Below are 23,941 nucleotides of genomic sequence, written 5' to 3' on the forward strand. Positions count from 1 at the left end.
CCGGCACCTTCTCCCCGCCCGCGGGGCGAAGGCGATATGCCGCGACCTCTCCGTTCCTCTCCCACCTCTCTCGCAGGGCACGTCCCCTCGCCCCGTTTACGGGGAGAGGGTTAGGGTGAGGGGCAGCCGCAGACGCTAAGCCGGCTCAATATTCCCGTTCGTAGACGACACCCGCTTCGCCGGCACCATTACCGCCGGCGGCACCCCGCAGCTTGACGCCGCGGCCGACGTCGAGGTTGATGATTGCCTTGGCGCCGGCTGCGCCGCCCTGCTGCAATTCGAAATAGGTGCGGTCGTTGAGATAACGGCCGACGCTGACGCTCGTCTGGCCCTTGGAATCGGTGCTGATATCGAGATCGTCGACGCCGAGCTGATTGCGCAGGCCTTCAAAAAGCGAGGTCGAGCGGTTGCCGGCCAGCTGGCTGACGGCGTCGGCGAGCTGGGCGATCTGCACCGGCGAGAGTTTGGACATCGACTGGCCGAAGATCAGCTGCGCCAGCACCTCGTCCTGCGGCAGCTGCGGCGAGGAGGAAAAGGTAATTGTCGGGTCGGTGGCAAGTCCGGCGACGTCGACGGTCAGCGTCGTCGAGCCGGAGGTCGAGGTCGCTTCCATATCGAGCGCCGGCGTCAGGTCGCCGGCGAATGTGATCCTGCTTTTGTCGGTGAAATCCAGACGGCGGTTGAGAATGGTCATGCGGCCGCGGCGCATGGTGAATCCGCCGGTTACGATCGGCGCTGCCGCCGTTCCGCGGATCGTCACCTTGCCGCCGAGCTCGGCATCGATGCCGCGGCCACGTGCGAAGATATGCGAAGGCGCGTCGATTTCGAGATCGAGGGTGATCGTGGAGGATTTCTCGGTGGGTTTCCGTTCGCCATCGTCGCGCAACTGGGCAAGCACCGCTCGCGGCGCATTCTTGTGGCGGATGTCGATTTCCCTGAGCGAGGTCGGCAATTTTTCCGGGACGGTGATCGAGGTCTTGTCCAGCCGAAGCTTGCCGCTCAACGTCGAATTCATGATCGGCCCGCGCAGGCCGAGCGTGCCGTTGACCGTGGAGACAACAAGCGTTCCATCGACATAGACCGCTTGGTCGAGTTTGATCGAAATATCGGCGGGAAAGCCGCCGGCCGGCTGGATGCCGATGGTGCCGCTTGCCGAAATCGTGCCGCCGCCGCCGAGGCTGCCGCTGAGGCGCGATATCACTGCCTGGCTGCCGTTGAAGGTGACCGTCGCCGCGAGATTGTTGACGGCGAGATTGCGCCGGACATCGACGAGCTTGGCGCCATTGGTCGAGACGGTGCCGTTGATGACAGGTGCCGCCGCGGTTCCGCCAACCTGCAAGTTGAGGGTGGCGACGCCGTCGGCGACGAGGCCCTGTTGCGCGAGTGGCGCGCCAAGCACGGCGAAGGGAAGATTGCCGTTGAAGCGCATATCGAGGGCGCGATTGCCGGTGATCACGACGCTGCCGCCGCCCTTCAGCGACATGCCGGCATCACCGACAAGACTGGTGTCGACCGTCAGCCTGTTTCCGGCAAGTTTGCCTGATGCGCCGATGGTGAACGGCGAAAGGCCGGCGCCTTTTGTCTGGCTGGTTGCGGCGTTCTTCCAGTCGACCTTGAAATCGACCGAGGGCGCCGATAGCGCGCCGGTGGCCTTTGCGGTTGCCGAGACCGCGCCTTCGGCTCCAAGGCCCGGAACAAAGCTGTTGGCGATCGCAGCCGGAACATTGGAGGCATTCACGGTGGCATCGACCGCGCGGATAGAGGTGCCGGCGAGCGAAAGATTACCGGCGGCTTTCAGCGCAATGCCGCCGCTGCCGCTGAGATTGGCATCGAAATCGAGCCGGTCACCGGCGTATTTTCCCGTCGCCGCCAGCGCCAGGCGGGAGAGGCCGGCAGCCTTGGTGTGGCTGGTGGCCGCATCCTTCCAGTCGAGCTTGAAATCGACGATCGGATTTTCAGGCGTTCCCGACGTGACGGCGTTAGCCGAAAGTGTGCCTTCGGCACCGAGGCCGGGAACGAAGGCATTGGCGATATTGGCCGGAAGTGCGGGAATATCGGCATTGATCGAAAGATCGCGGATGGCCGTTCCGGCGATGGTGACGCCGCCGGTGGCCTTGGCCAGCACCCCGTCCTTGCCGGCAAGGTTGGCATCGAAGTCGACCCTGTCATCGGCGTATTTTCCGGATGCCGCCGCGCTCAGGCCGGAAAGGCCGCTGTTTTTGGTCTGAGCGGTTGCGGCGTTCTTCCAGTCGAGCTTGAAATCGACGGCGGGTTTGGGCAGAGCGCCGGAGACGGATGCGGTTCCCGACACCGTGCCCTCGGCGGCAAGACCGGGGATGAAGCCGTTGGCGAGCGCTGCCGGCAGATTGGCGAGATCGGCCTTGACGTCAAGATTGCGGACCGAGGTGCCTGCCGTTGCAACATTGCCCTTGGCTTTTAGCGAGAGGCCGTCCTTGCCGCCGAGATCGGCATCGAAATCGAGCCGGTTGTCGGCGAAATGGCCGGAGGCGGCAAGCGCCAGTCCCGATAGATGAGCGCTTCTGGTGTGGCTGGTCGCGGCATCGGTCCAGGCGAGCTTGAAGTCGGCATTCGGTGCGGCGGGGGTCCCGGCGGCGGACAGGGTGCCCGATATCGTGCCGCCGGCCGCCAGGTCCGGAACGAAGGCATTTGCGAGACTGGCCGGAATCTTGGCGATCTCGGCATCGACCTTGATGTTTTCGACCGTCGTGCCGACGAGGGCGACATTACCGGTGCTCTTCAGCGAGAGGCCTTCGGCGCCACTGGCCGCGGCGTTGAAATCAAGCTTGTTATCGGCGAATTTTCCCGCTGCGGTCAGGCCGAGAGCGGCAAGGCCGGCACGCTTCGTGTGGCTGGTCGCGGCATCTTTCCAATCAAGGTCGAAATTGGCAGTGGGAGCGGCAAGCGAGCCTGCGGCCGAAACCGTTCCGGAGATCGCGCCTTCGGCGGCGAGGTCGGCGACGAAGCTGTTTGCGATGCCCGCCGGGATATTTTTAAGCGTTGCATCGACCTTGATGTTGTCGATCATCGTGCCTGTGACGGCGACATTGCCGTTCGCCGTCAGCGAGACGCTGTCGGCGCCCGCTATCGCTGTGTCGAAATCAAGCTTGTTGTCGGCGAATTTACCGGATGCCTTCACCGCGAGGTCCGCAAGGCCGGCACGCTTGGTGTGGCTCGTCCCAGCATCTTTCCAGCTAAGGTCGAAATTGGCGGTGGGAGCAGCAAGCGAGCCTGCCGCCGAAACCGTTCCGGAGATCGCGCCTTTGGCGGCAAGATCGGCGACGAAGCTGTTTGCGATGCCCGCCGGGATATTTTTGAGCGTTGCATCGACCTCGACGTTGCCGATCGTCGTGCCTGTGACGGCGACATTGCCGTTTGACTTCAGCGAGAGGCTGTCGGCGCCCGCAATCGCTGTGTCGAAATCAAGCTTGTTGTCGGCGAATTTACCGGATGCCTTCACCGCGAGGTCGCCAAGACCGGCACGCTTGGTGTGGCTCGTCCCAGCATCTTTCCAGCTAAGGTCGAAACTGGCGGTGGGAGCAGCAAGCGAGCCTGCCGCCGAAACCGTTCCGGAGATCGCGCCTTTGGCGGCAAGATCGGCGACGAAGCTGTTTGCGATGCCCGCCGGGATATTTTTGAGCGTTGCATCGACCTCGACGTTGCCGATCGTCGTGCCTGTGACGGCGACATTGCCGTTTGCCTTCAGCGAGAGGCTGTCGGCGCCCGCTATCGCTGTGTCGAAATCAAGCTTGTTGTGGGCGAATTTACCGGATGCCTTCACTGCGAGGTCGCCAAGACCGGCGCGCTTGGTGTGGCTGGTCGCAGCATCTTTCCAATCGAGATCGAAATTGGCGGTCGGCGCGGACAGCGGTCCGGTCGCCGAGACCTTCCCGGTGATCACGCCTGCTGCGGCAAGATCAGGAACGAAACCATTGGCGATGCGGGCGGGCAGGTTGAGAATATCGGCGTCGATATTAAGCACCGGCGCCTTCGGGTCGGCGAGTGCAACATTGCCGGCGGCCTTAAGCGACAAGCCGTCACCGCTGCCGATCGTCGTGTCGAAATCGAGCTTATTGTCGGCGAATTTGCCGCCGGCGGTGATGCCGAGCGGCGCCAGCCCGGCTCCCTTGGTCTGGCCAGTCGTCGCATCCTTCCAGTCGAGCTTGAAGTCGGCGACGGGTGCGGCCGGCGTTCCGGTCACGGCAATCTTTCCGGAGATCGTGCCGCCGGCCGAAAGGTTCGGTACGAAACCGTTGGCGAGAGCGGCCGGCAGGTCGTGAATGTCGGCATCGAGCTTCAGCGTCTCGCCGGCCGAACCGGTGACGCTTACCGAGCCGGTGCCTGTTTTCAGCGTCAGGCCGGTCAGGCTGGCGGTGCCGCCGGTGATTGCGACCTGCGTCGGTGCCGCAAGTTCGACCGGGATATTGCGGGGGCTTGCCGAAAAGCGGTCAAGGTTAAGGTCGATCGCCCCATCGGCCATCTCGATATTGCCGGCGGCCAGCACTGGGTTGCCGTCATAGGCGGCATTGAGATCGAAATCGGTCTGGTTCTGCTGCCTGGTAAAACCGAGCGCAAGGCCGGCAAGCCTGTTTGCTCCAGCATTCAGTTCCTCGGCCTTGACCGTGCCGTTTGCCGCAAAAGTGGAGAGATCGCTGACCGTGACATCGATATCCGGCTTGACGATCGCAAGCGTATCACGGCGGATCGAGGCGCCTGTTGCACGCAGCTTCAGCGCGATCTTGCCGTTGTCGCTGACGACGCCAAGCGACCCCTTGAGATCGCCTTCGGCCTTCTGCCCGCCGAGTGCCGCGAGCAGGCCGATATTGGGGAAGTCGAAGGTCAGGGCGCCGGTCGGCTGCAGGGCGGGCGAGAATTCCAGATTGGCGGTCAGCCGGTTGCCGCCAATATCGGCGGTCAGTGCCGGAATACGCATCCGGCCGTCCGCGGAGCTGATGTCGCCGTTGATGGCGATCGGCTGGCCGTCGATCGTGCCGGTGGCGGCAATTTTGCCCTGCGGCGCCTTGGGATCGGCAAGACCCGACAGGTCGATATTGAGGTTGCCGAGCGTCCGGTCGGCCATTTCAAGGCTGGGGGACTTGAGATTGGCCGTCACCGAGATGGCTGGCAGCTCGCCGCCCACTCTTACCGCATATCCGGCCCCGCCGTTGGCGCCGGTGATGAGTTTGCCGATGTCGGGCAGCCGGCCGGAAAGATCGGCATTCACCTTCGAGCCGTCGAGCGCGACATTGCCGGCGGCCTCAAGCGTGCCGGAGGTCACGACGAGGTTGGACAGCGCGAATTTCGACGGAATGGTGCCGGTCACTTGGCTTTCCAGCGAGATCGGCCCGTCGAACCTGCCCGAGACCGCAGCCGGCAAGGCTGCCGGGGCGATGGTAAGCTTGACGTTGCCGGTCAGCGCCTGGTCTGCCAACCGGTACGAGCCGTTGAGGCCGCCGTTGATGTTGGCGCTTTCGAGGGTGGTGCCGTTGAAGCCGATGCTGCCGGGCGTTATCTGCAGGGGCGAGGCGATCGTGACCGGGCCCTGGACGGCACGATTGAGGTTCGGCTCCGCAAAGGTCATGTCGCCGGCAACGAGACGCAGCTGGACGCTGCCGGATCGGGCGGCGAGATTGAAGGCGTCGCTCTTTGCCGTCAGCTTGACATTGCCGATAACGGCTTGCGGCAGGGTCGCGGTATCGAGCGAGCCGCTGACATTCAGTCGGGCCGCCTGCGCATCGCCCGTCAGGGCCAGGTTGAGGCCTGAGATCAGCAAGCGTGCTTCGCCTTCGGCGAGCGGCCAGCGGAAATCGACCGGCCCCGATGTGCCGAGCAGATTGGCGTTCAGGCTGTTGTTGCCGGCCGGATCGAGCGTGCCCGAGGCAGCGATGACGACGCTGCCGGTGGCGATATTGCCGGTCTGGATATCGATCTTGCCGTGGTCGTTGAAGGTGGTAGCAAGATCGATATTGGTCTGGCCGGCGAAAAGCGGCCGGAACGCAGCTGGAAGCAGCGAGCTCAGGTCGCCGCCGCCCTTGAGGTCGAGGTGGTGCAGTCCGTCCGCACTGATCTGATGCCGGGCCTCGATCGCGGCGCGCTGCTGTCCGTCGAGAGCGGCCTGCACTTTGCCCCTCCAGTCGGATATCGGTCCCTGGCCGTCGAGATCGATGTTGACGGCGGGATTGTCGGGCAGGCCGAGAAAACCTGCCAGCAGTCCACCCTTCGGTTCGGCAAGCTGCGCTTTCAGCCGCAGCCGGTTTTCCGCTGGCGCATAGGCGATATCGGCGACCAGCCGTGCATCCGGGACGGCATGACGGCGGACATTGACAATCGCCTCGCCGCCATCGCGGTTTGCCGACAGGCTGCCTTCGGCAGCGAGCGCGAAGGCGCGTCCCGCAAACGATTCGGCCAGTTTGATATCGGGCAGCGCGACGCGATCTATATCAACCTTGATCGGAAGGCTGAAGCCGCCGGCATTTTCCGCTGCGGGCCGCGAGGGCAGGGTGCGCACCGGCTTGCGCAGCACGTCGATCGCTTCGATCTCGAAGCGTTTGGCATGGAAGGTTCCGGTCAGAAGTGCCAGCGGGTTCCAGTCGATGCCGATGCCGTGAATTTCCGCAAAGACGCCCCTGGTATCGGAGACGGTGATCTCGGCGGCGCGAAGCCCGCCGGTCAAAAGACCTTGCGGCTCACGCACCGTAATCGTCATGTCGCGGTTGGACAGCGTCGAGGCGATCTTTTCGGTAACGATGCGGGCGCCAAAGGCGGTGAAGCCGAAGATCGCCAGTGCCAGGACGGCAAGAATCAAGATGGCGCCCACGCCGTAGGCGGTGAGCCGCAGGAACCAGTTGACGATTTTTGCCAGCATTTGCATCGGCGCGGACACTACCCCGTTTTCACGATGGTTCACAAATCGATATCGGCCCTTCTAGAAGGATTGGCCGATGCCGGCGTAGATTCCATAATCTGTGCCACCTTCGTACTTGTTCAGCGGCATGGCAAAATCAAGCCGCAGCGGGCCGAAAGGTGTGGCATATCGTATTCCGGCGCCGGCGCCGGCGCGGATATCGGAAAAACCAGGAAAGGTGCTGTCCGATACGGTGCCGACATCGATGAAGGGCACGATGCCGATCGTATCGGTGATCGCGATGCGGGCTTCCAGCGAACCTGTGACATATGAGCGGCCGCCGGTGGGGTCGCCATTGTCGTTATAGGGCGAGATTTCCTGGTAGCTGTATCCGCGCACGGAGCCGCCGCCGCCGGCAAAGAAGCGCTGCGTGGCGGGAATATTCTCGATGCCGCCGCCGCCGATCAAGACGCCGGCGGCGACCTTGCCGGCCAGCACCACGCCGTCCTCGGCGCCGAAGGGCAGATAGCCGGAGATCGAGCCCTGGAATGCCGCATAGGGCGTGGCGTTGAAGATCTCGTAACCGGGCTTTGCCGAAAATGTCGCGCGATAGCCTTCCGTCGGGTTGAACTTGTCGTCGCGGGCGTCACGGTCATATTGCAGCGGCAGGGTGAAGGTCAGATAGTCGTTGGTGCCGAAGGCGTCGTCGTCGCGCTCCCAGCTGACCTCGCCGCTTGCCGAGACGGTGTCCCGGTCGGTCAGCTCGTAGGAGAGGCCGAGCGAGGCGGTGACGAGCGTCGCATTATAGGCATCCGGATTTTCGGTCTTGGCGACGATGCCGGCCTTCAGCGTGGCGGCGGGGAAGAAGGCGCCGGGCTTGGTAAACAAAATACCGGCGGAATAGTCGAGGCTGCCGACATCGGTGGTTTCACCGAGCCGCGACACCGATCCCTCGATGCGCAGCGTTTCGGCTTCGCCGAACAGGTTGCGGTGGCCCCAATAGCCTTGGACGCCGAAGCCGTCGGTGGTGGAATATTGGGCGCCGACGCCAAAATAGCGCTGCTTGCCTTCGGAAACCTCGATCGTCATCGGCAGCGTACCGTCCGGCGCCAGCGCATCGCCTTCGTGGATGGTGACGCTTGAGAAGACGCCGAGGGCGCGAAGCCGCTCGCCGGCCTTTTTCAGCGCCTCCGGGGAATAGGCTTCGCCCTTGTCGAGCCGGGAATAACGCTGGATGAACCCCGGCTTGACGGTTTTTTCGCCGGTGACGCCGACATCGCCGATCGGGGCGACCGGGCCGCCTTCGGCCGCAAGGACGATATCGACGGTGTCGCTCCTATGGTCGGCGACGACCTTGCGTTCGGTCAGCTTGGCGAAGGGCCGTCCCTCGCTCTTCAACTGCTCGACGATCTTGTCGCCGGCCTTGATGATGGCAAGCGAGCCGGCCTGGGCGCCCGGCGCCAGATCGTAATCGGCGGGATTGTGGTTTGCGGCATCGCCGCCGAACTGGACTTCCCTGACCTTGAAGATCGGGCCGGGCGTTATGTCGACGGTGACCGGGACCGGCCCGGACCGATCGAATGTCGGATTGGGCGGCAGGTCGTCGATATTCTTGCCGTCGATGGTGATCGTCACCACGCCGCCGTAACGGGCCTTTTCATAGAGAGCTGCGATCAACCGCTCGCGGTCGTCGCGCGCCTTGACGACGACGCCGAGATCGCCGGAAACCGGCAGCTTCTGGTCACTGAGGAGGCGGGAGCTGTTTTGCAGCGCTTCTTTTAGGTCGGGATCGGCGGTGTCGGCTTTGAGATCGACGTTATAGCGCACCGGATCGGGCACCTGCTGAGCTTCGTCATCGTCCTTGCCGAAAATGGTGATGCCGAAAAGCTTGAAGGCGTAAGCGTCGCCGATCAGGACCGGTGAGAACGCAGCTGCTGCTGCGACCACCATCATGGTGCCTGTTCGCCGATACGCAGTACCTGTTTTCGGGCCTGTCCCTCTAATCCGCATACGCTGCTTTTGGTTAGGTCTTCAATGAAGCTTCGTTGCCCAGCCGTGAACAGCTTAGCGGCAAAATCGCGCGGGGTGTACCATTTTAAATTGCCAGCGCGCTAATTTAGCACAAAAAATCCCGGAGGTGTGTCCGGGATTTCCTGAGTGTACCGGTTTGCCAGCGGTATCAGCGCGGGCAGGTATCGATATAGCGGCGGCCGTAGCGGTCGCGATAGTAGCACTGGCCGGGCTGTTCGGCGACGCTGCCGATGAGGGCGCCGGACACACCGCCGATCGCGGCGCCAACGGCTGCGCCGCGGACGTTGCCGGTGACTGCGCCGCCGATGACCGCACCTGATGCAGCGCCGATGCCGGCGCCCTGTTGAGTCGGCGTACAGCTTGCGATCGACAGGCCGATCAATGCGAGTATGACAGCTTTTTTCATCTTTTCTCTCCGAGGTTGTTGCCCAGCGGGCGAAGGCCGTCCCTTTTTATTTTTCGTCAGACTAGAGCGAAAACTATGTCGGAAGAAAGGGTTGTCCACCGTTGCGTTGATTTTTTTGCTAGTCGGCTGTCGTCGTCCTATGCAGGGATCGCAAACCAGGCTGCGTTTCGCGGCATCAGTTTCATTGATCGCGGCGTGCGGATTTTTTATCTGGAATCATTCAAAAAACTGGGCCTTTTGCCGCAGTTGATGTTAAAGCAAAGGGTAAGTATTGACGCGCGGACGTCCGGTCGGCAAGAACGGCCGCGCGACACTGGAGCAGATGATGGATTTCGAAGCGTTTTTCAAAAACGAGTTGGACGGGCTTCATGCCGAGGGCCGTTACCGCGTTTTTGCCGATCTCGAGCGTCACCGCGGCAATTTCCCGCGCGCGACGCGCCATACGGCCGATGGCGAAAAGGAAGTCACGGTCTGGTGCTCCAACGACTATCTCGGCATGGGCCAGAACCCGAAGGTGATCGAGGCGATGAAAAACGCCATCGACCACTGTGGCGCGGGTGCGGGAGGCACCCGGAATATTTCTGGCACCAACCACTACCACGTCATGCTCGAGCGTGAGCTTGCCGATCTGCACGCCAAGGAATCAGCCCTGATCTTCACCTCGGGCTATGTCTCCAACTGGGCAGCCCTCGGCACGCTCGGCGCCAGGATCCCCGGCCTGGTCATCTTCTCCGACGCGCTGAACCATGCCTCGATGATCGAGGGCATTCGTCATGCCAAGTGCGACAAGGTGATCTGGAAGCACAATGACGTCGCCGATCTCGAAGCCAAGCTCAAAGCCGCCGATCCGAAGGCGCCGAAGCTGATCGCCTTCGAGAGCGTCTATTCGATGGACGGCGATATCGCCCCGATCAAGGAAATCTGCGACCTCGCCGACAAATACGGCGCGATGACCTATCTCGACGAAGTGCATGCGGTCGGCATGTACGGCCCGCGCGGCGGCGGCATTGCCGAGCGCGAAGGGCTGATGGACCGGCTGACCGTCATCGAAGGCACGCTCGGCAAGGCCTTCGGGGTGATGGGCGGTTATATCGCCGCTTCGGCAGCGCTTTGCGACTTCATCCGTTCCTTCGCCTCCGGCTTCATCTTCACCACGGCGCTGCCGCCGGCGCTTGCCGCCGGCGCCGTCGCTTCGATCCAGCACCTGAAGGTCAGCCAGTTCGAGCGCGCCCGCCATCAGGACCGGGTGCGCAAGCTCCGGATGCTGCTCGATCAGAGCGGCATTCCGCATGTGCCCAATCCAAGCCATATCGTGCCGGTGCTGGTCGGCGATGCCGCCAAATGCAAGTGGATCTCCGACCTGCTGCTCGACAATTGCGGCGTCTACGTCCAGCCGATCAACTATCCCACCGTGCCGAAGAAGACCGAGCGGCTGCGCATCACGCCGACGCCGCTGCATTCCGATGCCGATATCGCCCATCTGGTCGAGGCGCTCCATTCGCTCTGGTCGCGCTGCGCGCTGGCCAGGCACGTCGCCTGATTTTTCGATGACCGCGCCATTCAGGACCTCCATCGGAGGTCCTGGCGGTGATCAGCCGTGCGCCTCTGCCGCCGGCCAATCTTCTTTGCCCTGACTCCGATCATCCGCTCGGCGCCGCCTCGATGCCGCCGATGCGCGTGGCTCCTTCCGCTGCATTTACGCCTTGCCGCCGACCGTCCTCCCGCTGACAACGCCTGAACTACATGAGAAAACCTTTTCTCACTTGACACAGCGGTTGGTAAAAGCTTTTCTCAAGCCACTTCAGAAGGAGGACAGTCTGAACATATCGGGAGGAAAAAGAGGCAGGATCACCATCCATGAGGTGGCGGCGGCTGCCGCGGTGAGCATATCGACCGCGTCGAAGGCGCTCAACGACACCGGCCGGATGGGCGCGGAAACGCGCGAGCGGGTGAAGCGCATCGCCGGCGAAATCGGATATCGGCCGAATGCGCTGGCGAGAGGTCTTCTCAGCAAGCGCAGCTTCACCATCGGGCTCTTGACCAACGACACTTACGGCCGTTTCACCCTGCCGGTGATGGCGGGTATCTCGGACGCGCTGGTCGACCATGGGGTTTCGGTCTTCCTCTGCGCCATCGAAGACGATCCGGCGCTCGCCCAGATCCATGTCGATGCGATGCTCGACAAGCAGGTCGACGGCATCATCGCCACGGGAAAGCGGCTGGACCGGCGCCTGCCCGTCGATCTGTCGAATTTGCATGTGCCTGTCGTCTACGCCTTCACCGAGGGGACGCAGAACAGCGTTACCTTCCGTTCGGACGACGAGCAGGGTGCGAGGCTGGCGGTGGAGTGGCTCGCCAAGATCGGACGGCGGCGGATTGCCCATATCACCGGGCCGGAGGATTTCTTCTCGGTGCGGGAACGCGCCGGCGCCTATCACGAGGTGGCAGGTCATCGCGAGCCGGTGCTTTACGGCGTCTGGTCGGAAAGCTGGGGCCATGAGGCGGTCGAGAAGCTTTGGAAGAGGCCGGGAGAAAAGCCCGACGCGCTGTTCTGCGGCAACGACCAGATCGCCCGCGGTGCCGCGGATGCCTTGCGCGAGCGCGGCGTCAAGGTGCCGCAGGATGTCTCGCTGATTGGCTTCGATAATTGGGAGATTGTCGCGGCCCAGACGCGGCCGCCGCTGACGACGGTGGATATGGAGTTGAAGGAGCTCGGGCGGCAGGCCGGATTGACGGTGCTGGCGCTTGCGGAAGGACGGCCCGTCGAGCCGGGAGTGAGGAAATTGCCGTGCCGGCTGATCGTCCGGCAGTCATGCGGGGGCAGAACCTCGGATGATCAAGGGAATGAGATCTAGGGAATGAGCAAAGGCGCAGGGAGATGCGCCATATCGGGAGGAGTGTCATGATCAAGCGTCTTTTGGCGGCGACCAGCATCGCTACCTTATGCCTGTTTTCGGCTGCGTCGGCGGCTGAAAATGTCGAAATGTGGGTTCGCTCGGGCATCGGCGACGCCTTCAAGAAGGTCGTCGAAGCCTATAATGCCGGCCATGAGAACAAGGTCGTGATGACCGAGGTGCCGTTCTCCGAGCTGGTGCAGAAATATGCAACGGCGATCGCCGGCGGACAGGCGCCCGACGCCTTGTCGATGGATCTGATCTATAACCCCGCCTTTGCCGCGGCCGGCCAGCTTGAGGATCTGACGGACTGGGCGAAATCGCTGCCCTATTTCAACTCGCTGTCGCCTTCGCATGTCCGTCTCGGCACCTATCAGGACAAGATTTACGGCCTGCCGCTGTCGGTGGAGACATCGGTCTTCGCCTGGAACAAGGATCTCTACAAGAAGGCCGGGCTCGACCCGGAAAAGGCACCGGCGAATTGGGACGAAATTACTGCCAATGCCGAGAAGATCCGGGCGCTGGGTGACGATACCTACGGCTTTTATTTCTCCGGCGGCGGCTGTGGCGGCTGCATGATCTTCACCTTCACGCCGCTCACCTGGGGTGCCGGCGCCGATATCCTGTCGGCCGACAGCAAAAAGGCGACGCTCGATACGCCTGAGATGCGCAAGGCCGTCGACATCTACCGCAACATGGTCAAGAAGGACCTGGTGCCGGCGGGTGCGGCCAGCGATACCGGCGCCAACTTCCTGACCTTCACCAATGGCAAGATCGGCCAGCAGAGCCTCGGCGCCTTTGCCATCGGCACGCTGGTGACCGAGCATCCCGACATCAATTTCGGCGTGACCCTCATTCCGGGCGTCGACGGCAAGCCGTCGTCCTTTGCCGGCGGCGATAATTTTGTCATCACCAAGGGTACGAAGAAGATCGACGCGGTGAAGGGCTTCCTCGAATATGTCTATTCGGAAGACGGCCAGAAGATCATGGCGAAATACGGCAGCCTGCCGACGCGCGGCGATATTGCCGACAAGGTGCTGGAAGGTCTCGACCCGCGCATGCAGGTCGGCCTCAAGGCGATCAGTGTCGCCAAGACGCCCTATACGCTGCAGTTCAACGACCTGATCAACAGCGCCAACGGCCCGTGGGCAAGCTTCACCAACGCCGCGATCTTCGGCGACGATGTCGACGGCGCGTTTTCGAGCGCCCAGTCGGAAATGCAATCGATCATCGATAGCGGCCAGTAACTCTCCCCCGGCCGCGGCCGGGGAGCGGTGGCAGCTTCCCGGCCAATCCCAACCGACAGATGCGGAGCGTTTCGATGACCGGTTCCGGTTCAGAGACCCTATTGCCTCGGCGCAGGCGACGGCGCCAATCGAATTGGCGCGGCCTTGCCTATATCGCCCCGGCCATGGCGCTGGTCATCGTCTTCTTCATCATGCCGGTGCTGTTCACCGGATGGATGAGCCTGCACAACTGGCCGCTGATGGGGGCGTCGCGCTGGGTCGGCCTCAACAATTATTATCGCATGGTCAACGACACGCGCTTCGTGACGGCGCTGAATTTCACCGCCTATTATACGGTGATCGTCACCATCGCGATCTTCGCCGTCGCCTTTCCGCTCGCCATCTTCGTCGAGAAGGAACGGCAGTTCGTCAGCGCCTATCGCACCGTCATCTTTCTGCCCGTCGTCGTCGGCCTCGCCACCGCCTCGCTGCTCTGGGTCTGGCTTGCGAATGTCGATAGCGGCTTCATCGGCCCGGCCCTGAAGGCGCTCGGTCTTGTCGAAAAGAGCCCCAATCTGCTGGCGACTTTCGACACCGCCTTCCTAACTGTTGTGGTGATGGTCGTCTGGAAGATCGCCGGTTTCACCATGATCATTCTTCTCACCGGCCTGCAGGCCATTCCCTCCGAACTGACGGAGGCGGCCCGCATCGATGGGGCCGGCCGCTGGCAGCGTTTCCGGCATCTGACGCTGCCGCTGATGCGCAAGACGATCGCGCTGGCACTGATCGTCTCCGTCACCGGCTCGATCCTTGCCTTCGACCAGTTCTACATCATGACCTCGGGCGGGCCGCAGAACAAGATGATCTCGGTCGTCTACTACATCTTCAACCAGTCCTTCGTGTCGTTCAATCTCGGTTACGGCGCGGCACTGTCGATCGTGCTTCTCGCGATCCTGGTGGCGATCAGCATCGTGCAGCTCTGGCTGCTGCGCGTCGGGGAGGAGCGTCCATGAGCACCTCAAGGGAACGCCGTGCCCGCAAGGCCTTCCGCGTGAAATCGGCCTATCATCTCACCGGCATCGCCATCTCGATGTTCTTCCTGGCGCCGTTTGCGATCACGCTGCTCGCCTCCTTCCGCCAGGGGACCGAAGCCAGCCTGCCGCCGCTGCCGCCATGGCCGACATCGGGCGTCAGCTTCGATGCCTATGCGCTGCTCGATACGTTCGGCGCCGGCATCTGGCGGCACATGATCAATTCGCTGTTCGTCTCGGTCGCCACCGTGGTGCTGACCGTCGGCGTCAGCCTGCTCGCCGGCTACGGCTTCTCGCGCTATCGCTTCCCGATGAAGAATGCGCTCTTCGTGCTGATCATCGCCACGCTGATGATCCCGTTCCAGTCGATCCTGACGCCGCTCTTCATCATCCTGGCAAAGCTCGGCCTCAACAATTCGCTCATCGGGCTGACGCTCGTCTATGTGACGCTGCAGCTGCCCTTCTCCGTCTTCATGATGCGCAATGCCTTCGATGCGGTGCCGAAGGAAATCGAAGAGGCCGCCCGCATCGACGGCGCCCGCGATCTCAGGCTTCTCGCCCGCGTTTTGTTGCCGCTGGTGCTGCCGGGCGTGGCGACGGTCGCGATCTTTGCCTTCCTCAATGCCTGGAACGAGTTTCTCGCCGCCCTGGTGCTGCTCTCCAGCAATGAGAAATACACTCTGCCGGTGCTGATGACGGCGGTTCGCGCCGGTCGGCTCGGCGCCATCAACTGGGGAGCGGTGCAGGCCGGTGTTGTCGTCATGACGATCCCTTGCCTGATCGTCTTCCTGCTCCTGCAACGCTACTACATGCGCGGGCTGATGGCCGGCGCGGTGAAATAACCACAGGGAAGTCGAACCCATGACCAAATCAAGCAACGACCGCCAGTTTCGTCCCGTCGCCGTTCCCGATGTGGAGCTCGGCGGCTTCTGGGGCAAATGGCAGGACGCCGTCTGCAATTCCACCGCCGAGACCCTGCTCGACCGCTGCGTCGAGGCCGGCATGCTGAAGGCGATCGATGTTTCCCAGCCGAGCCCCGGCGTCGTCATTCCCATTCAGCCATGGGGCGGGACGACGCAGATGTTCTGGGATTCCGATCTCGGCAAATCGATCGAGACCATCGCCTATTCGCTCTATCGCCGGCCGAACCCGAAGCTGGAGGCGCGCGCCGATGAAATCATCGACATGTATGAGAGACTGCAGGATAAGGACGGCTATCTCAACGCCTGGTTCCAGCGCGTCGAGCCCGCCCGCCGCTGGACCAACCTGCGCGACCATCACGAGCTCTATTGCGCCGGCCATCTGATGGAAGCTGCGGTCGCCTATTACCAGGCGACGGGCAAGCGCAAGCTGCTGGATATCATGTGCCGCTTTGCCGATTACATGATCACCATGTTCGGCCATGGCGAGGGCCAGCTTCCGGGCTATTGCGGTCATGAGGAGGTCGAGCTGGCGCTGGTCAAGCTCGCCCGCGTCACCGGCGAAAAGAAATATCTCGAACTGTCGAAATTCTTCATCGACGAGCGCGGCACCGAGCCGCACTTCTTCACGGCGGAAGCCGCTCGCGACGGCCGGAGCGCCGCTGACTTCCATCAGAAGACCTATGAGTATGGCCAGGCACATCAGCCGGTGCGCGAGCAGACCAAGGTCGTCGGCCATGCCGTGCGCGCCATGTATCTCTATTCCGGCATGGCCGATATCGCTACCGAATATAAGGACGACAGCCTGACGGCGGCGCTGGAAACGCTATGGGACGATCTGACCACCAAGCAGATGTACATCACCGGCGGCATCGGCCCGGCCGCCTCCAACGAGGGCTTCACCGATTATTACGACCTGCCCAATGCCACGGCCTACGCCGAGACCTGCGCGTCGGTCGGCCTGGTCTTCTGGGCAAGCCGCATGCTCGGGCGCGGCCCGGACCGGCGTTATGCCGACGTCATGGAGCAGGCGCTTTATAACGGCGCGCTGCCCGGCCTTTCCACCGACGGCAAGACCTTCTTCTACGACAATCCGCTCGAAAGTGCGGGCAAGCATCATCGCTGGAAATGGCATCATTGCCCCTGCTGCCCGCCCAACATCGCCCGGCTGGTGACCTCGATCGGCTCCTATATGTATGCCGTTGCCGACGATGAGATCGCCGTGCATCTCTACGGCGAAAGCACCGCCCGGCTGAAGCTCGCCAACGGCGCCGAAGTCGAACTCGAGCAGACCACCAACTACCCGTGGGATGGCGCGGTCGCCTTTACCACCAGGCTCAAGACGCCGGCCAAACTCGCGCTGTCGCTGCGCATTCCCGATTGGGCCGAGGGGGCCACCCTCAGCGTCAATGGGGAAATGCTCGATCTCGCTGCCAATATCCGCGATGGATATGCCAGGATCGATCGTGAGTGGACCGATGGCGATCGTGTCGCCCTTTCCCTGCCGCTTTCGCTGCGCCCGCAATATGCCAATCCGAAGGTGCGCCAGGATGCCGGCCGCGTCGCACTGATGCGCGGGCCGCTGGTCTATTGCGTCGAGACGACCGACAATGGCGAGGATCTCAACGCCATCGTCCTGCCCCGTAAACTTCCGGCCGCCGAGCCCGTCGTGCTGAAGGATCTCAACGATGCCGTCGCCCTCGATCTCAAGGTCGAGCGCGAGGAGACGTCGAACTGGGGAACACCGCTCTACCGCAATGCGCCGGCCGAAAGGCAGGTCGCCACCGCGCGTTTCGTGCCCTATCATCTCTGGGACAACCGCGCGCCCGGAGAGATGCTCGTCTGGGTCCAGTCGGACAAGTAGGTCGTTTGGGGATGACGAACGGTATGGCTAACAAGAGCGTCGTGCTCCAGGACGTGCGCAAAAGCTATGGCAATCTGCAGGTGGTCCACGGGATCGACCTGACGATCGAAGAGGGTGAATTCGTCGTCTTCGTCGGCCCGTCCGGCTGCGGAAAGTCGACGCTGCTTCGCATGATCGCCGGCCTCGAGGATGTGACCGACGGCGAGGTCGAGATCAAGGGACGCATGGTCACCGATCTCGATCCCTCCGAGCGCGGCATCGCCATGGTCTTCCAGTCCTATGCGCTCTATCCGCATATGAGCGTGCGTGACAATCTGGCCTTCGGGCTGAAGATGGCGCGCACCCATGCCGCCGAGATCGAGACGCGGGTGAAGGCCGCCTCCGCCATCCTGAAGATCGATCATCTTCTCGACCGGCGGCCGGGGCAGCTTTCGGGCGGCCAGCGCCAGCGTGTGGCGATCGGCCGGGCGATCGTGCGCAAGCCCGATGTCTTCCTGTTCGACGAGCCGCTGTCCAATCTCGATGCGGAACTCAGGGTGTCGATGCGCATCGAGATCGCCCGCCTGCACCGCGAACTCGGCAACACGATGATCTACGTCACCCACGACCAGACCGAGGCGATGACGCTCGCCGACAAGATCGTCGTGCTGCGCGACGGCCGTGTCGAGCAGGCCGGAACGCCAAGGCAGATCTACGAAGACCCCGCCAATACCTTCGTGGCGGGCTTTATCGGCTCGCCGAGGATGAACCTCTTGATTGCCCGCTGGGGCGAGGCGGGACTGGTCGAAGTCGCCGGCTCCCGCATCGAAACCACCTTGGTCGGCACGGGCCGGCCGGCCGGAGGCGCGGTGACGCTCGGTCTGCGGCCGGAGCATTTGAAGGTGGCGCCCGATCGGTCGGGCAAGCTGACGGCCACCGTCGATTTCTCGGAATATCTCGGGGGAACGCAATATCTCTACTGCCAGCTCGCCGACGGCCAGTCCCTGACCGTCGAGCACCGCTCACCGATCAGCATCGCGGCGGGCGAGCAGGTCGGCCTGCTGTTCGAACCCTCGGATTGCCGGTTGTTCGATGAGGCCGGCAACCGGCTGCGGTAAGCTTCAGCCGGCGATCTCCAGTTTCATAAGGTCTGCAGCCCTCTGCCGGGCCTGCCTGTCGGCGGCGAAGACATCGTCCATCTCGGCGGCCGGCGGCAGGCCGGCCAGATCGTCCATAACCCTCTCGGTGATCTCGGCCATGGCGAGGAAGGGCAGCCGCCCTTCGATGAAGGCTTCGAGCGCCACTTCCTTGGCGCCGTTCAGCACGGCACCCTGAACGCCGCCGCGCGTCATCGCCAGGCGCGCCAGCCGCAAGGCCGGAAACCGCAGCTCATCCGGCGCCTCGAAATCCAGCCGGGCGAGCCTGGCGAAATCCAGCCGCTCGATCGGCAGGTTCGGCCGGCGCGGAAAGGACAGGGCGTAACCGATGGCGGTGCGCATATCGGGGGCGCCGAGCTGGGCCAGCACCGAGCCGTCGCTATAGCCGACCATCGAATGGATGATCGATTGCGGATGGATGATGACCTCGATCTGTTCGGGCGTCAGGCCGAACAGATGCCGGGCTTCGATCATCTCCAGCGCCTTGTTGAACATCGAGGCGCTGTCGATCGAGATCTTCAGGCCCATCGACCAGTTCGGGTGGGCGCGCGCGGTCTCCGCCGTCACGCCGGCCATCTCCTTCAGTGAGGCGGTGCGGAAGGGCCCGCCCGAGGCCGTCAGCACCACACGCTCGATGGCATGGCGCTGGTTTTCCTCCAGCACCTGGAAAATCGCATTGTGCTCGCTGTCGACGGGAAGCAGCCTGCCGCCGCCCTTGCGGATGGCGCCGATGAACAGATCGCCGGCCGAGACCAGGCATTCCTTGTTGGCAAGGGCGATATCGGCGCCGCGCTTTGCTGCGGCCAGCGTCGGCGCTAGGCCCGCGGTGCCGACGATTGCCGCCATCACCCAGTCGGTTTCCCGGTCGGCCGCTTCCATCAGGCCGGATTTTCCGGATGCGACTTCGATGCCGCTGCCGGAAAGCGCGCTTTTCAGCGATTGGTAATGCCGGTCGCTTGCCGTCACCGCCATCCCAGCGCCTGAGGCTTTCGCCTGCCGGGCCAGCAATTCGACATTGCCGTTGCCGGTCAGCACGGAGATTTCGAAATTCTCCCGTCCGCCCAGGTGATCGACGACATTGAGGGTGTTCTGGCCGATCGAGCCGGTCGAGCCGAAGATGCTGAGGCGCCGCGGCGCGGTTTTGCCGGTCATTATCTGCAATTTCGCGAAAATTTCTCTCGTAGGCTCAGGCTCTACTAGGCTTTGCAGGGGGCGGCAAGTGTGCGGTGCAGCAGATTTCATCCCTCAAGGGGTTTACAGAGCCGCGGCTGGATGTGATCCTTGTGACATTGCCAGCGGATTCGAAATTCGTCGCGCCGTTCACGGTCGCATGGCAATTCGGGGCGCTACGGCGTCTTTCGGAAACAGGCGCTGAGGCGCCGACGGCTTTCCGGCAAACATTAAAACCGAGGATGAAATCGGGATGGGCGGCTTGGCCGCAATCCCCCTCACGTTCGCTGTGCATCTATGTGCGTGGCAGCCCCCGTGTCCGTGGAAATGTTGGATTTCATGACGATAGTCAAAACAGCCTGTCTTCTCTTCGCCCTCCTCTTCTCGCTCGCCTCGGCGGCGAGGGCCGATGATCTGCTAATCTGGGCGCCGGCCAAACTCTCCGACCGGTCCTACAAGGCGACGATGGGTTTCCGCCTGCCGGCGGAATGGGAAACCAGCGCCGGCGCCGATATTGCGCTCGCCTCGACCAAGGGCGGAGCGCCGCTGCCCGATTCCGAACAGGCAATGCTGTGGGGCAGGATCGTCAGGACAAACGTCACGCCGGCAGGCCAATCGCAGCGGGGCGCAAGGATCAGTGTCGATACGCTGCGCGGCAGCGGCGCGCTGACGCTCAGCCGCTCCCGCAGCTGGATCCTGTCGGATTCGCTCGACATGCAATCGAGCCGGTCGATCAGCGTGCAATATGATGCGGTCGATATCAAACAGGCCTCGGTGACGGCGTCGCAGGCGCTGAAGCTGATCCATCCCTGGACAGGCACTTCCCTTTCGGCAGGCGCCGGCATCAGCAATGCCAGCGGCGATTTTTCGAGTTCGGTTGCCGTCAACCAGGCAATCCTGCCCAACCTCAATCTCGATGCATCGGTCAGCAATCCGTTTTCGGCAGATGAGGCCGGCATCGTCAATCTGCGCTATCGCCTCAACTGGTAGCCGCCCTGCAACCAAAACCGGCCGACGGGCGTTTCCTCCGCAGGTTTGACGCTCGGATATTGAGGAGAAACGGATCATGGTTTTCAAGGAGCAGACATTCCACGGGCTCGAGCCCGAGATGGAAGCGGAAATTGCCAATCGCGCATCGGTCGAAGCCGCCGTCGCCAACGCGCTGGCGATTGCCGGCGGCATCGATGCATCAGATGTCGAAGTGACGATGGAAAACGAGCACATCGTGCTGACCGGTACGGTCGGCACCGTCGGCGAGATCGAACGGGCGACCGCGGTTGCCAGGGCCGTCGAAGGCGTGCATGCGGTGCAGAACCGGATCCTGCTCGGCGGGCCTCCGATCAATGAGCGGCATTGATGCGTCGTCGTCTCTCACTCAGCGCTCAGCCGATCAACCGGCGAAGCGCTCGACGAGGAAGGACGAACCGGCCATGCGATCCGTCTTCTGCAGGGCCACCGGCCCGTGCGGCTGATAGGCGATGGCAAGCAGCACGGCGCTGACGGCGACATAAGCGATTGCCAGAAGAGTCATCTTGATACGCATGACGCTTACTCCTTTCGCGAATAACGCGGCCGATATGGCGAAGTTCCGCGTGACGAAATCGGATGAAAAGCCCGGCGGATCAGCCGGGCTTCGTGCGTGGATCGCCTATCGGCAGACCCTGGTTTCCTTGATGACCGTATGGCCGTGGCGGCGGATTTTTTCCGTCTTGGTAAAGCAGTCGCTGGAAACGTAACGCCGACGCATGTCGTGGCGGTAATAGGGGCTGTGATGGCGGTAATAGGGACGTTCCGAATCACGGTAGTAGGGGCGCTCATCACCCGTGGTGATCGTCACACTGGCCGCCTTAGATGGCATTGCGGAAAAGATGGATGCGGCAGCGAGTGTGCAGGCAAGGATAATCTGTTTCATGACAAGCCTCTCTTTCTCAGTTGCTCATAGGAGCAACTCATTGGTCAGGGGAGCAACTCGCCGGAAGCGCTGTCGGTTCAATCACATAGCGTTACCGATTGTGTCATCGGCAACCTTTGCGGCCACGGATCGTTACTGCTGGAGATCGCCGGAGGCATCGAGAGAATGGGACCGATTGCAAGGATCATCGCCATCGTCGCCGGGCTTGCCGGCGGCACGGTGTTTTCACAGGCGCCTGAATTTGCCCAGCAATACCGCCAGCGGATCGGCGGCGCGATCGACGAATTGCGCGTCATCGTCGAGGATTTCAACAGACAGGCCGCCGACCACCACCTCGATCGCCAGCAGGCGCTGAACACCTATGCGCAATCCCCCGACGATTTCCTCCGCGACCGCGGCGTCTCGATGCAAGGCACGATCTCGCGCTACGAAACGCTGCTGGCGCAGCAAGTGAAACTCGGCACCGCGGCACCCGTGGCCAAGCCCTTCGTGCTGCTCCGCGAGCCGGACGATGTCGTATTCGCCAACACCTGGCGGGATTTTGTGCCGGGTGTGCCGGTCAGCTTCGCAGGTCTTGTCTGGGGTGCGATTGGTTTTGTCGGTGGGTGGGTTGCGGCGGCGCTGTTGGGATTGGGGGCGCGACGCGCGGTGAGGACACGGCGAGCCGACGGCACAGCAATGTGATGATGAGGCTAGCCAAGCTTTGGAAGCCGACGGCCGCCGGTTTTTGCAGCGGATCTTCGAAGGGCGCTATAAGCCAGCCGCCTTGCGCAACGCATCGTTCATCCTTGACTGCCAGCCTTTGCCAGTGGCCTTGTAAAACTGGATGATATCGGCATCGAGACGAATGTTCAGGGGTTGCTTCGGATTGTCCAGCTTGGGTCGACCGCGGGCCGCAATGGCCCTTTCCATCTTCTCGGCAACCTCAGGAAATGCCTCCTTGAAGGGCTTGGCGCTTGCCATCTCTTCCTTGGACAGAGGGGGATTGTCGGAGACGGCATCCCAATCTTCCTTGGAGTAGCCGCGGCCAGGCTGGAACTGCGTCGTTTTCCGGGCTTTGATAATCATCGGATCATGCTCCTTTCGTCCTTGCGGGCGACACTTTCTTGCTCCGAGCATTGTTCGGGTGTATCTGCCGGCGCGTGGCTGAAGGCGACCGCCGCACCTAGAGGTGCTTAAATTCTGATTGTAACTCGGCCGGTAACTCGACCCCGTAATCATCACACGCGATGAGCCGAGTGTTCTTCCAATTGCCGCCCCTTCAGATTCAGTCTATCGCTGCGCTCCGGTGCCGGCCAAGATGCCCAAATGGTGTTATCGATTAGATGGCACCATACCTCGATACCCAATAAATCATCGGACCAGATGTGCTGACAGTTTCCATCATGCGAAGCATCAGCATACGATGGGATTGGAAATGATCCGAAGCGCGCCTGAAATGATGCGTCTAACCAATCGTACACTTGCTTCACAGTTATCGGGCGTCGAGCGTCAGCGGCCGCAAGCAGTTCTTTGGAGGCTTTCGGCGGATGGATAAGGGTGACAAACATCCCTTCGTTCGAGAGTGCGTTGAGCAGGGGGGTGAAGTCAGCGTCTCCCGCAAGTAGACTAGCGGCTGTCATATTGCGGCGGATCGTGTGGATCATCATGTCCACAGCGATCATTACATCGACCTTCTTTTGCTCTAAACCGCGCCCCTTCCGATAACGGGTGTCGCCTTCGTTGACGCGAAACCGATCAAAGGTGGCGAGTTTCGCGTGAAGCTGTTCAACCTCCTGGCGTTCAACCTCAAAATCCTCGTCAGACTGGCTCGGCTTTCGGGCCGGGAGCGCGTCGTAGTAGAAGATTTTCTCGTACCCGGCTGAGAGGCTCCACCAGTTTATTTTGAATGGCGGTCCTTCGCAGTAGCGGTGAGAAATGTCGTTTAGGCGAGCGCGCAGACATCCCCCATCAAGAAAAAGGTATCGTGTCACCATAGCTGCCCCCTATACGATGTGGGTGAGGAATCGGAGCCGATCCGTCACTTGATCAATTCTTTCACCCTGTCGAGCGACCAATCTGAACTGCTCTTTCCATCGACTTCGACGGAATAATAAGCCGCGGTTGATGCATCTCCCTCGTTGTCGAAATAATCACACGCGGCCATGCCTCGAATGAGCGTTCCATAGGTATTCGGAGCGTCATACGTGATGATCAGAGAGAAAATTGTGGGCTTAAGCTCATCGAAGAGCCGCATATACAATGTCCGCGCATTGGCGTCATTCTCTGTCTTGTTAAGATAATCCCCGTACTCCTCTCGCGTCATCACTTTGTCGGATAACTGACTAATCTCCACGCGCCGATATCCGGATCGCGATACCAACCGCTCCTTCAATACCTTCTCGCAAGCGCTTACCAGGTTGGAATCGAAGAAACTGCAGCCGGATGGCACCGACAACGCCAGCAGCGCTACGGTCATCGATCTCATGAATTCTCCCACATCCCCAGCG

19 protein-coding genes are annotated in these 23,941 nt (G+C 62.2%); 10 read left to right on the top strand and 9 right to left on the bottom strand.

The window, feature by feature from the left end:
- Positions 1 to 145: 145 nt before the first annotated feature.
- The 3 genes from MF410_RS20955 to MF410_RS20965 all read right to left on the bottom strand — a co-directional run bounded on the left by MF410_RS20955 (position 146) and on the right by MF410_RS20965 (position 9,299).
- Entirely contained in the window at positions 146 to 6,889 is a 6,744-nt protein-coding gene (locus tag MF410_RS20955) for a translocation/assembly module TamB domain-containing protein (protein WP_239620444.1), read from the bottom strand.
- A gap of 54 nt (positions 6,890 to 6,943) precedes the next feature.
- Positions 6,944 to 8,872 carry an autotransporter assembly complex family protein gene (locus tag MF410_RS20960; RefSeq protein ID WP_179867090.1) on the bottom strand — a complete coding sequence of 643 codons (1,929 nt, stop codon included), beginning with the start codon at positions 8,870 to 8,872 and terminating at the stop codon, positions 6,944 to 6,946.
- Positions 8,873 to 9,041: 169 nt separating this feature from the next.
- Entirely contained in the window at positions 9,042 to 9,299 is a 258-nt protein-coding gene (locus MF410_RS20965; protein WP_003582726.1) for a YMGG-like glycine zipper-containing protein, read from the bottom strand.
- A gap of 325 nt (positions 9,300 to 9,624) precedes the next feature.
- On the opposite strand from MF410_RS20965, the gene hemA reads away from it, so the two are divergent.
- The 7 genes from hemA to ugpC all read left to right on the top strand — a co-directional run bounded on the left by hemA (position 9,625) and on the right by ugpC (position 18,331).
- Positions 9,625 to 10,839, top strand: a complete 1,215-nt coding sequence (gene hemA, locus MF410_RS20970) for a 5-aminolevulinate synthase (protein WP_183855663.1) — start codon at positions 9,625 to 9,627, stop codon at positions 10,837 to 10,839.
- Positions 10,840 to 11,161: 322 nt separating this feature from the next.
- A complete protein-coding gene (locus MF410_RS20975; protein ID WP_097629611.1) occupies positions 11,162 to 12,154 on the top strand; it encodes a LacI family DNA-binding transcriptional regulator in 993 nt (330 codons plus the stop codon).
- A 47-nt stretch (positions 12,155 to 12,201) separates the two neighbouring features.
- Positions 12,202 to 13,440 (top strand): sugar ABC transporter substrate-binding protein, encoded by a 1,239-nt coding sequence (locus MF410_RS20980; protein WP_097629612.1) that lies wholly within the window; start codon positions 12,202 to 12,204, stop codon positions 13,438 to 13,440.
- A 74-nt stretch (positions 13,441 to 13,514) separates the two neighbouring features.
- Entirely contained in the window at positions 13,515 to 14,432 is a 918-nt protein-coding gene (locus MF410_RS20985; protein ID WP_097629613.1) for a sugar ABC transporter permease, read from the top strand.
- Positions 14,429 to 15,292, top strand: coding sequence for a carbohydrate ABC transporter permease (locus tag MF410_RS20990; RefSeq protein ID WP_097629614.1), 864 nt, complete (start codon positions 14,429 to 14,431; stop codon positions 15,290 to 15,292). Before MF410_RS20985 ends, MF410_RS20990 begins: the two co-directional genes overlap by 4 nt.
- A gap of 19 nt (positions 15,293 to 15,311) precedes the next feature.
- Complete coding sequence (locus tag MF410_RS20995) at positions 15,312 to 17,234, top strand: glycoside hydrolase family 127 protein (RefSeq protein WP_097629615.1); 1,923 nt, start codon at positions 15,312 to 15,314, stop codon at positions 17,232 to 17,234.
- A gap of 11 nt (positions 17,235 to 17,245) precedes the next feature.
- Positions 17,246 to 18,331, top strand: coding sequence for a sn-glycerol-3-phosphate ABC transporter ATP-binding protein UgpC (gene ugpC, locus MF410_RS21000; RefSeq protein ID WP_131711722.1), 1,086 nt, complete (start codon positions 17,246 to 17,248; stop codon positions 18,329 to 18,331).
- A gap of 3 nt (positions 18,332 to 18,334) precedes the next feature.
- Here the strand turns inward: ugpC and dxr are convergent, their stop codons facing one another.
- Positions 18,335 to 19,525, bottom strand: coding sequence for a 1-deoxy-D-xylulose-5-phosphate reductoisomerase (dxr, locus tag MF410_RS21005; RefSeq protein ID WP_097629653.1), 1,191 nt, complete (start codon positions 19,523 to 19,525; stop codon positions 18,335 to 18,337).
- 354 nt (positions 19,526 to 19,879) lie between these two features.
- Here dxr and MF410_RS21010 point away from each other — a divergent pair, with 354 nt between their 5' ends.
- Positions 19,880 to 20,530 (top strand): hypothetical protein, encoded by a 651-nt coding sequence (locus MF410_RS21010; protein ID WP_097629654.1) that lies wholly within the window; start codon positions 19,880 to 19,882, stop codon positions 20,528 to 20,530.
- Between the two features lie 76 nt (positions 20,531 to 20,606).
- Entirely contained in the window at positions 20,607 to 20,897 is a 291-nt protein-coding gene (locus MF410_RS21015; RefSeq protein WP_097629617.1) for a BON domain-containing protein, read from the top strand.
- A 33-nt stretch (positions 20,898 to 20,930) separates the two neighbouring features.
- Here MF410_RS21015 and MF410_RS21020 read toward each other — a convergent pair whose 3' ends face one another.
- Together MF410_RS21020 and MF410_RS21025 are read right to left on the bottom strand one after the other, a co-directional pair.
- Complete coding sequence (locus MF410_RS21020) at positions 20,931 to 21,083, bottom strand: hypothetical protein (protein WP_165503973.1); 153 nt, start codon at positions 21,081 to 21,083, stop codon at positions 20,931 to 20,933.
- A gap of 105 nt (positions 21,084 to 21,188) precedes the next feature.
- Positions 21,189 to 21,452 carry a hypothetical protein gene (locus tag MF410_RS21025; RefSeq protein WP_097629618.1) on the bottom strand — a complete coding sequence of 88 codons (264 nt, stop codon included), beginning with the start codon at positions 21,450 to 21,452 and terminating at the stop codon, positions 21,189 to 21,191.
- Positions 21,453 to 21,617: 165 nt separating this feature from the next.
- On the opposite strand from MF410_RS21025, the gene MF410_RS21030 reads away from it, so the two are divergent.
- A complete protein-coding gene (locus MF410_RS21030; protein WP_097629619.1) occupies positions 21,618 to 22,136 on the top strand; it encodes a DUF2937 family protein in 519 nt (172 codons plus the stop codon).
- Between the two features lie 66 nt (positions 22,137 to 22,202).
- Here the strand turns inward: MF410_RS21030 and MF410_RS21035 are convergent, their stop codons facing one another.
- The 3 genes from MF410_RS21035 to MF410_RS21045 all read right to left on the bottom strand — a co-directional run bounded on the left by MF410_RS21035 (position 22,203) and on the right by MF410_RS21045 (position 23,919).
- Entirely contained in the window at positions 22,203 to 22,520 is a 318-nt protein-coding gene (locus tag MF410_RS21035) for a BrnA antitoxin family protein (RefSeq protein WP_054182468.1), read from the bottom strand.
- A gap of 152 nt (positions 22,521 to 22,672) precedes the next feature.
- On the bottom strand, positions 22,673 to 23,428 hold the full coding sequence (locus MF410_RS21040) for an NYN domain-containing protein (protein WP_239620021.1): 756 nt from the start codon (positions 23,426 to 23,428) through the stop codon (positions 22,673 to 22,675).
- Positions 23,429 to 23,472: 44 nt separating this feature from the next.
- Positions 23,473 to 23,919, bottom strand: coding sequence for a hypothetical protein (locus MF410_RS21045; protein WP_097629621.1), 447 nt, complete (start codon positions 23,917 to 23,919; stop codon positions 23,473 to 23,475).
- Between the last annotated feature and the right edge of the window lie 22 nt (positions 23,920 to 23,941).

The organism is Rhizobium sp. C104, assembly GCF_022354505.1.
In the GTDB taxonomy this organism is placed as follows: domain Bacteria; phylum Pseudomonadota; class Alphaproteobacteria; order Rhizobiales; family Rhizobiaceae; genus Rhizobium; species Rhizobium redzepovicii.

What these genes read in the sequence shown, in the direction of transcription:
- MF410_RS20955 (WP_239620444.1), bottom strand. Translation starts at nt 6,889, where the DNA reads ATGCAAATGCTGGCAAAAATCGTCAACTGGTTCCTGCGGCTCACCGCC.
- MF410_RS20960 (WP_179867090.1), bottom strand. Translation starts at nt 8,872, where the DNA reads ATGCGGATTAGAGGGACAGGCCCGAAAACAGGTACTGCGTATCGGCGA.
- MF410_RS20965 (WP_003582726.1), bottom strand. Translation starts at nt 9,299, where the DNA reads ATGAAAAAAGCTGTCATACTCGCATTGATCGGCCTGTCGATCGCAAGC.
- hemA (WP_183855663.1), top strand. Translation starts at nt 9,625, where the DNA reads ATGGATTTCGAAGCGTTTTTCAAAAACGAGTTGGACGGGCTTCATGCC.
- MF410_RS20980 (WP_097629612.1), top strand. Translation starts at nt 12,202, where the DNA reads ATGATCAAGCGTCTTTTGGCGGCGACCAGCATCGCTACCTTATGCCTG.
- MF410_RS20985 (WP_097629613.1), top strand. Translation starts at nt 13,515, where the DNA reads ATGACCGGTTCCGGTTCAGAGACCCTATTGCCTCGGCGCAGGCGACGG.
- MF410_RS20990 (WP_097629614.1), top strand. Translation starts at nt 14,429, where the DNA reads ATGAGCACCTCAAGGGAACGCCGTGCCCGCAAGGCCTTCCGCGTGAAA.
- MF410_RS20995 (WP_097629615.1), top strand. Translation starts at nt 15,312, where the DNA reads ATGACCAAATCAAGCAACGACCGCCAGTTTCGTCCCGTCGCCGTTCCC.
- ugpC (WP_131711722.1), top strand. Translation starts at nt 17,246, where the DNA reads ATGACGAACGGTATGGCTAACAAGAGCGTCGTGCTCCAGGACGTGCGC.
- MF410_RS21010 (WP_097629654.1), top strand. Translation starts at nt 19,880, where the DNA reads ATGACGATAGTCAAAACAGCCTGTCTTCTCTTCGCCCTCCTCTTCTCG.
- MF410_RS21015 (WP_097629617.1), top strand. Translation starts at nt 20,607, where the DNA reads ATGGTTTTCAAGGAGCAGACATTCCACGGGCTCGAGCCCGAGATGGAA.
- MF410_RS21020 (WP_165503973.1), bottom strand. Translation starts at nt 21,083, where the DNA reads ATGCGTATCAAGATGACTCTTCTGGCAATCGCTTATGTCGCCGTCAGC.
- MF410_RS21025 (WP_097629618.1), bottom strand. Translation starts at nt 21,452, where the DNA reads ATGAAACAGATTATCCTTGCCTGCACACTCGCTGCCGCATCCATCTTT.
- MF410_RS21030 (WP_097629619.1), top strand. Translation starts at nt 21,618, where the DNA reads ATGGGACCGATTGCAAGGATCATCGCCATCGTCGCCGGGCTTGCCGGC.
- MF410_RS21035 (WP_054182468.1), bottom strand. Translation starts at nt 22,520, where the DNA reads ATGATTATCAAAGCCCGGAAAACGACGCAGTTCCAGCCTGGCCGCGGC.
- MF410_RS21040 (WP_239620021.1), bottom strand. Translation starts at nt 23,428, where the DNA reads ATGGTGACACGATACCTTTTTCTTGATGGGGGATGTCTGCGCGCTCGC.
- MF410_RS21045 (WP_097629621.1), bottom strand. Translation starts at nt 23,919, where the DNA reads ATGAGATCGATGACCGTAGCGCTGCTGGCGTTGTCGGTGCCATCCGGC.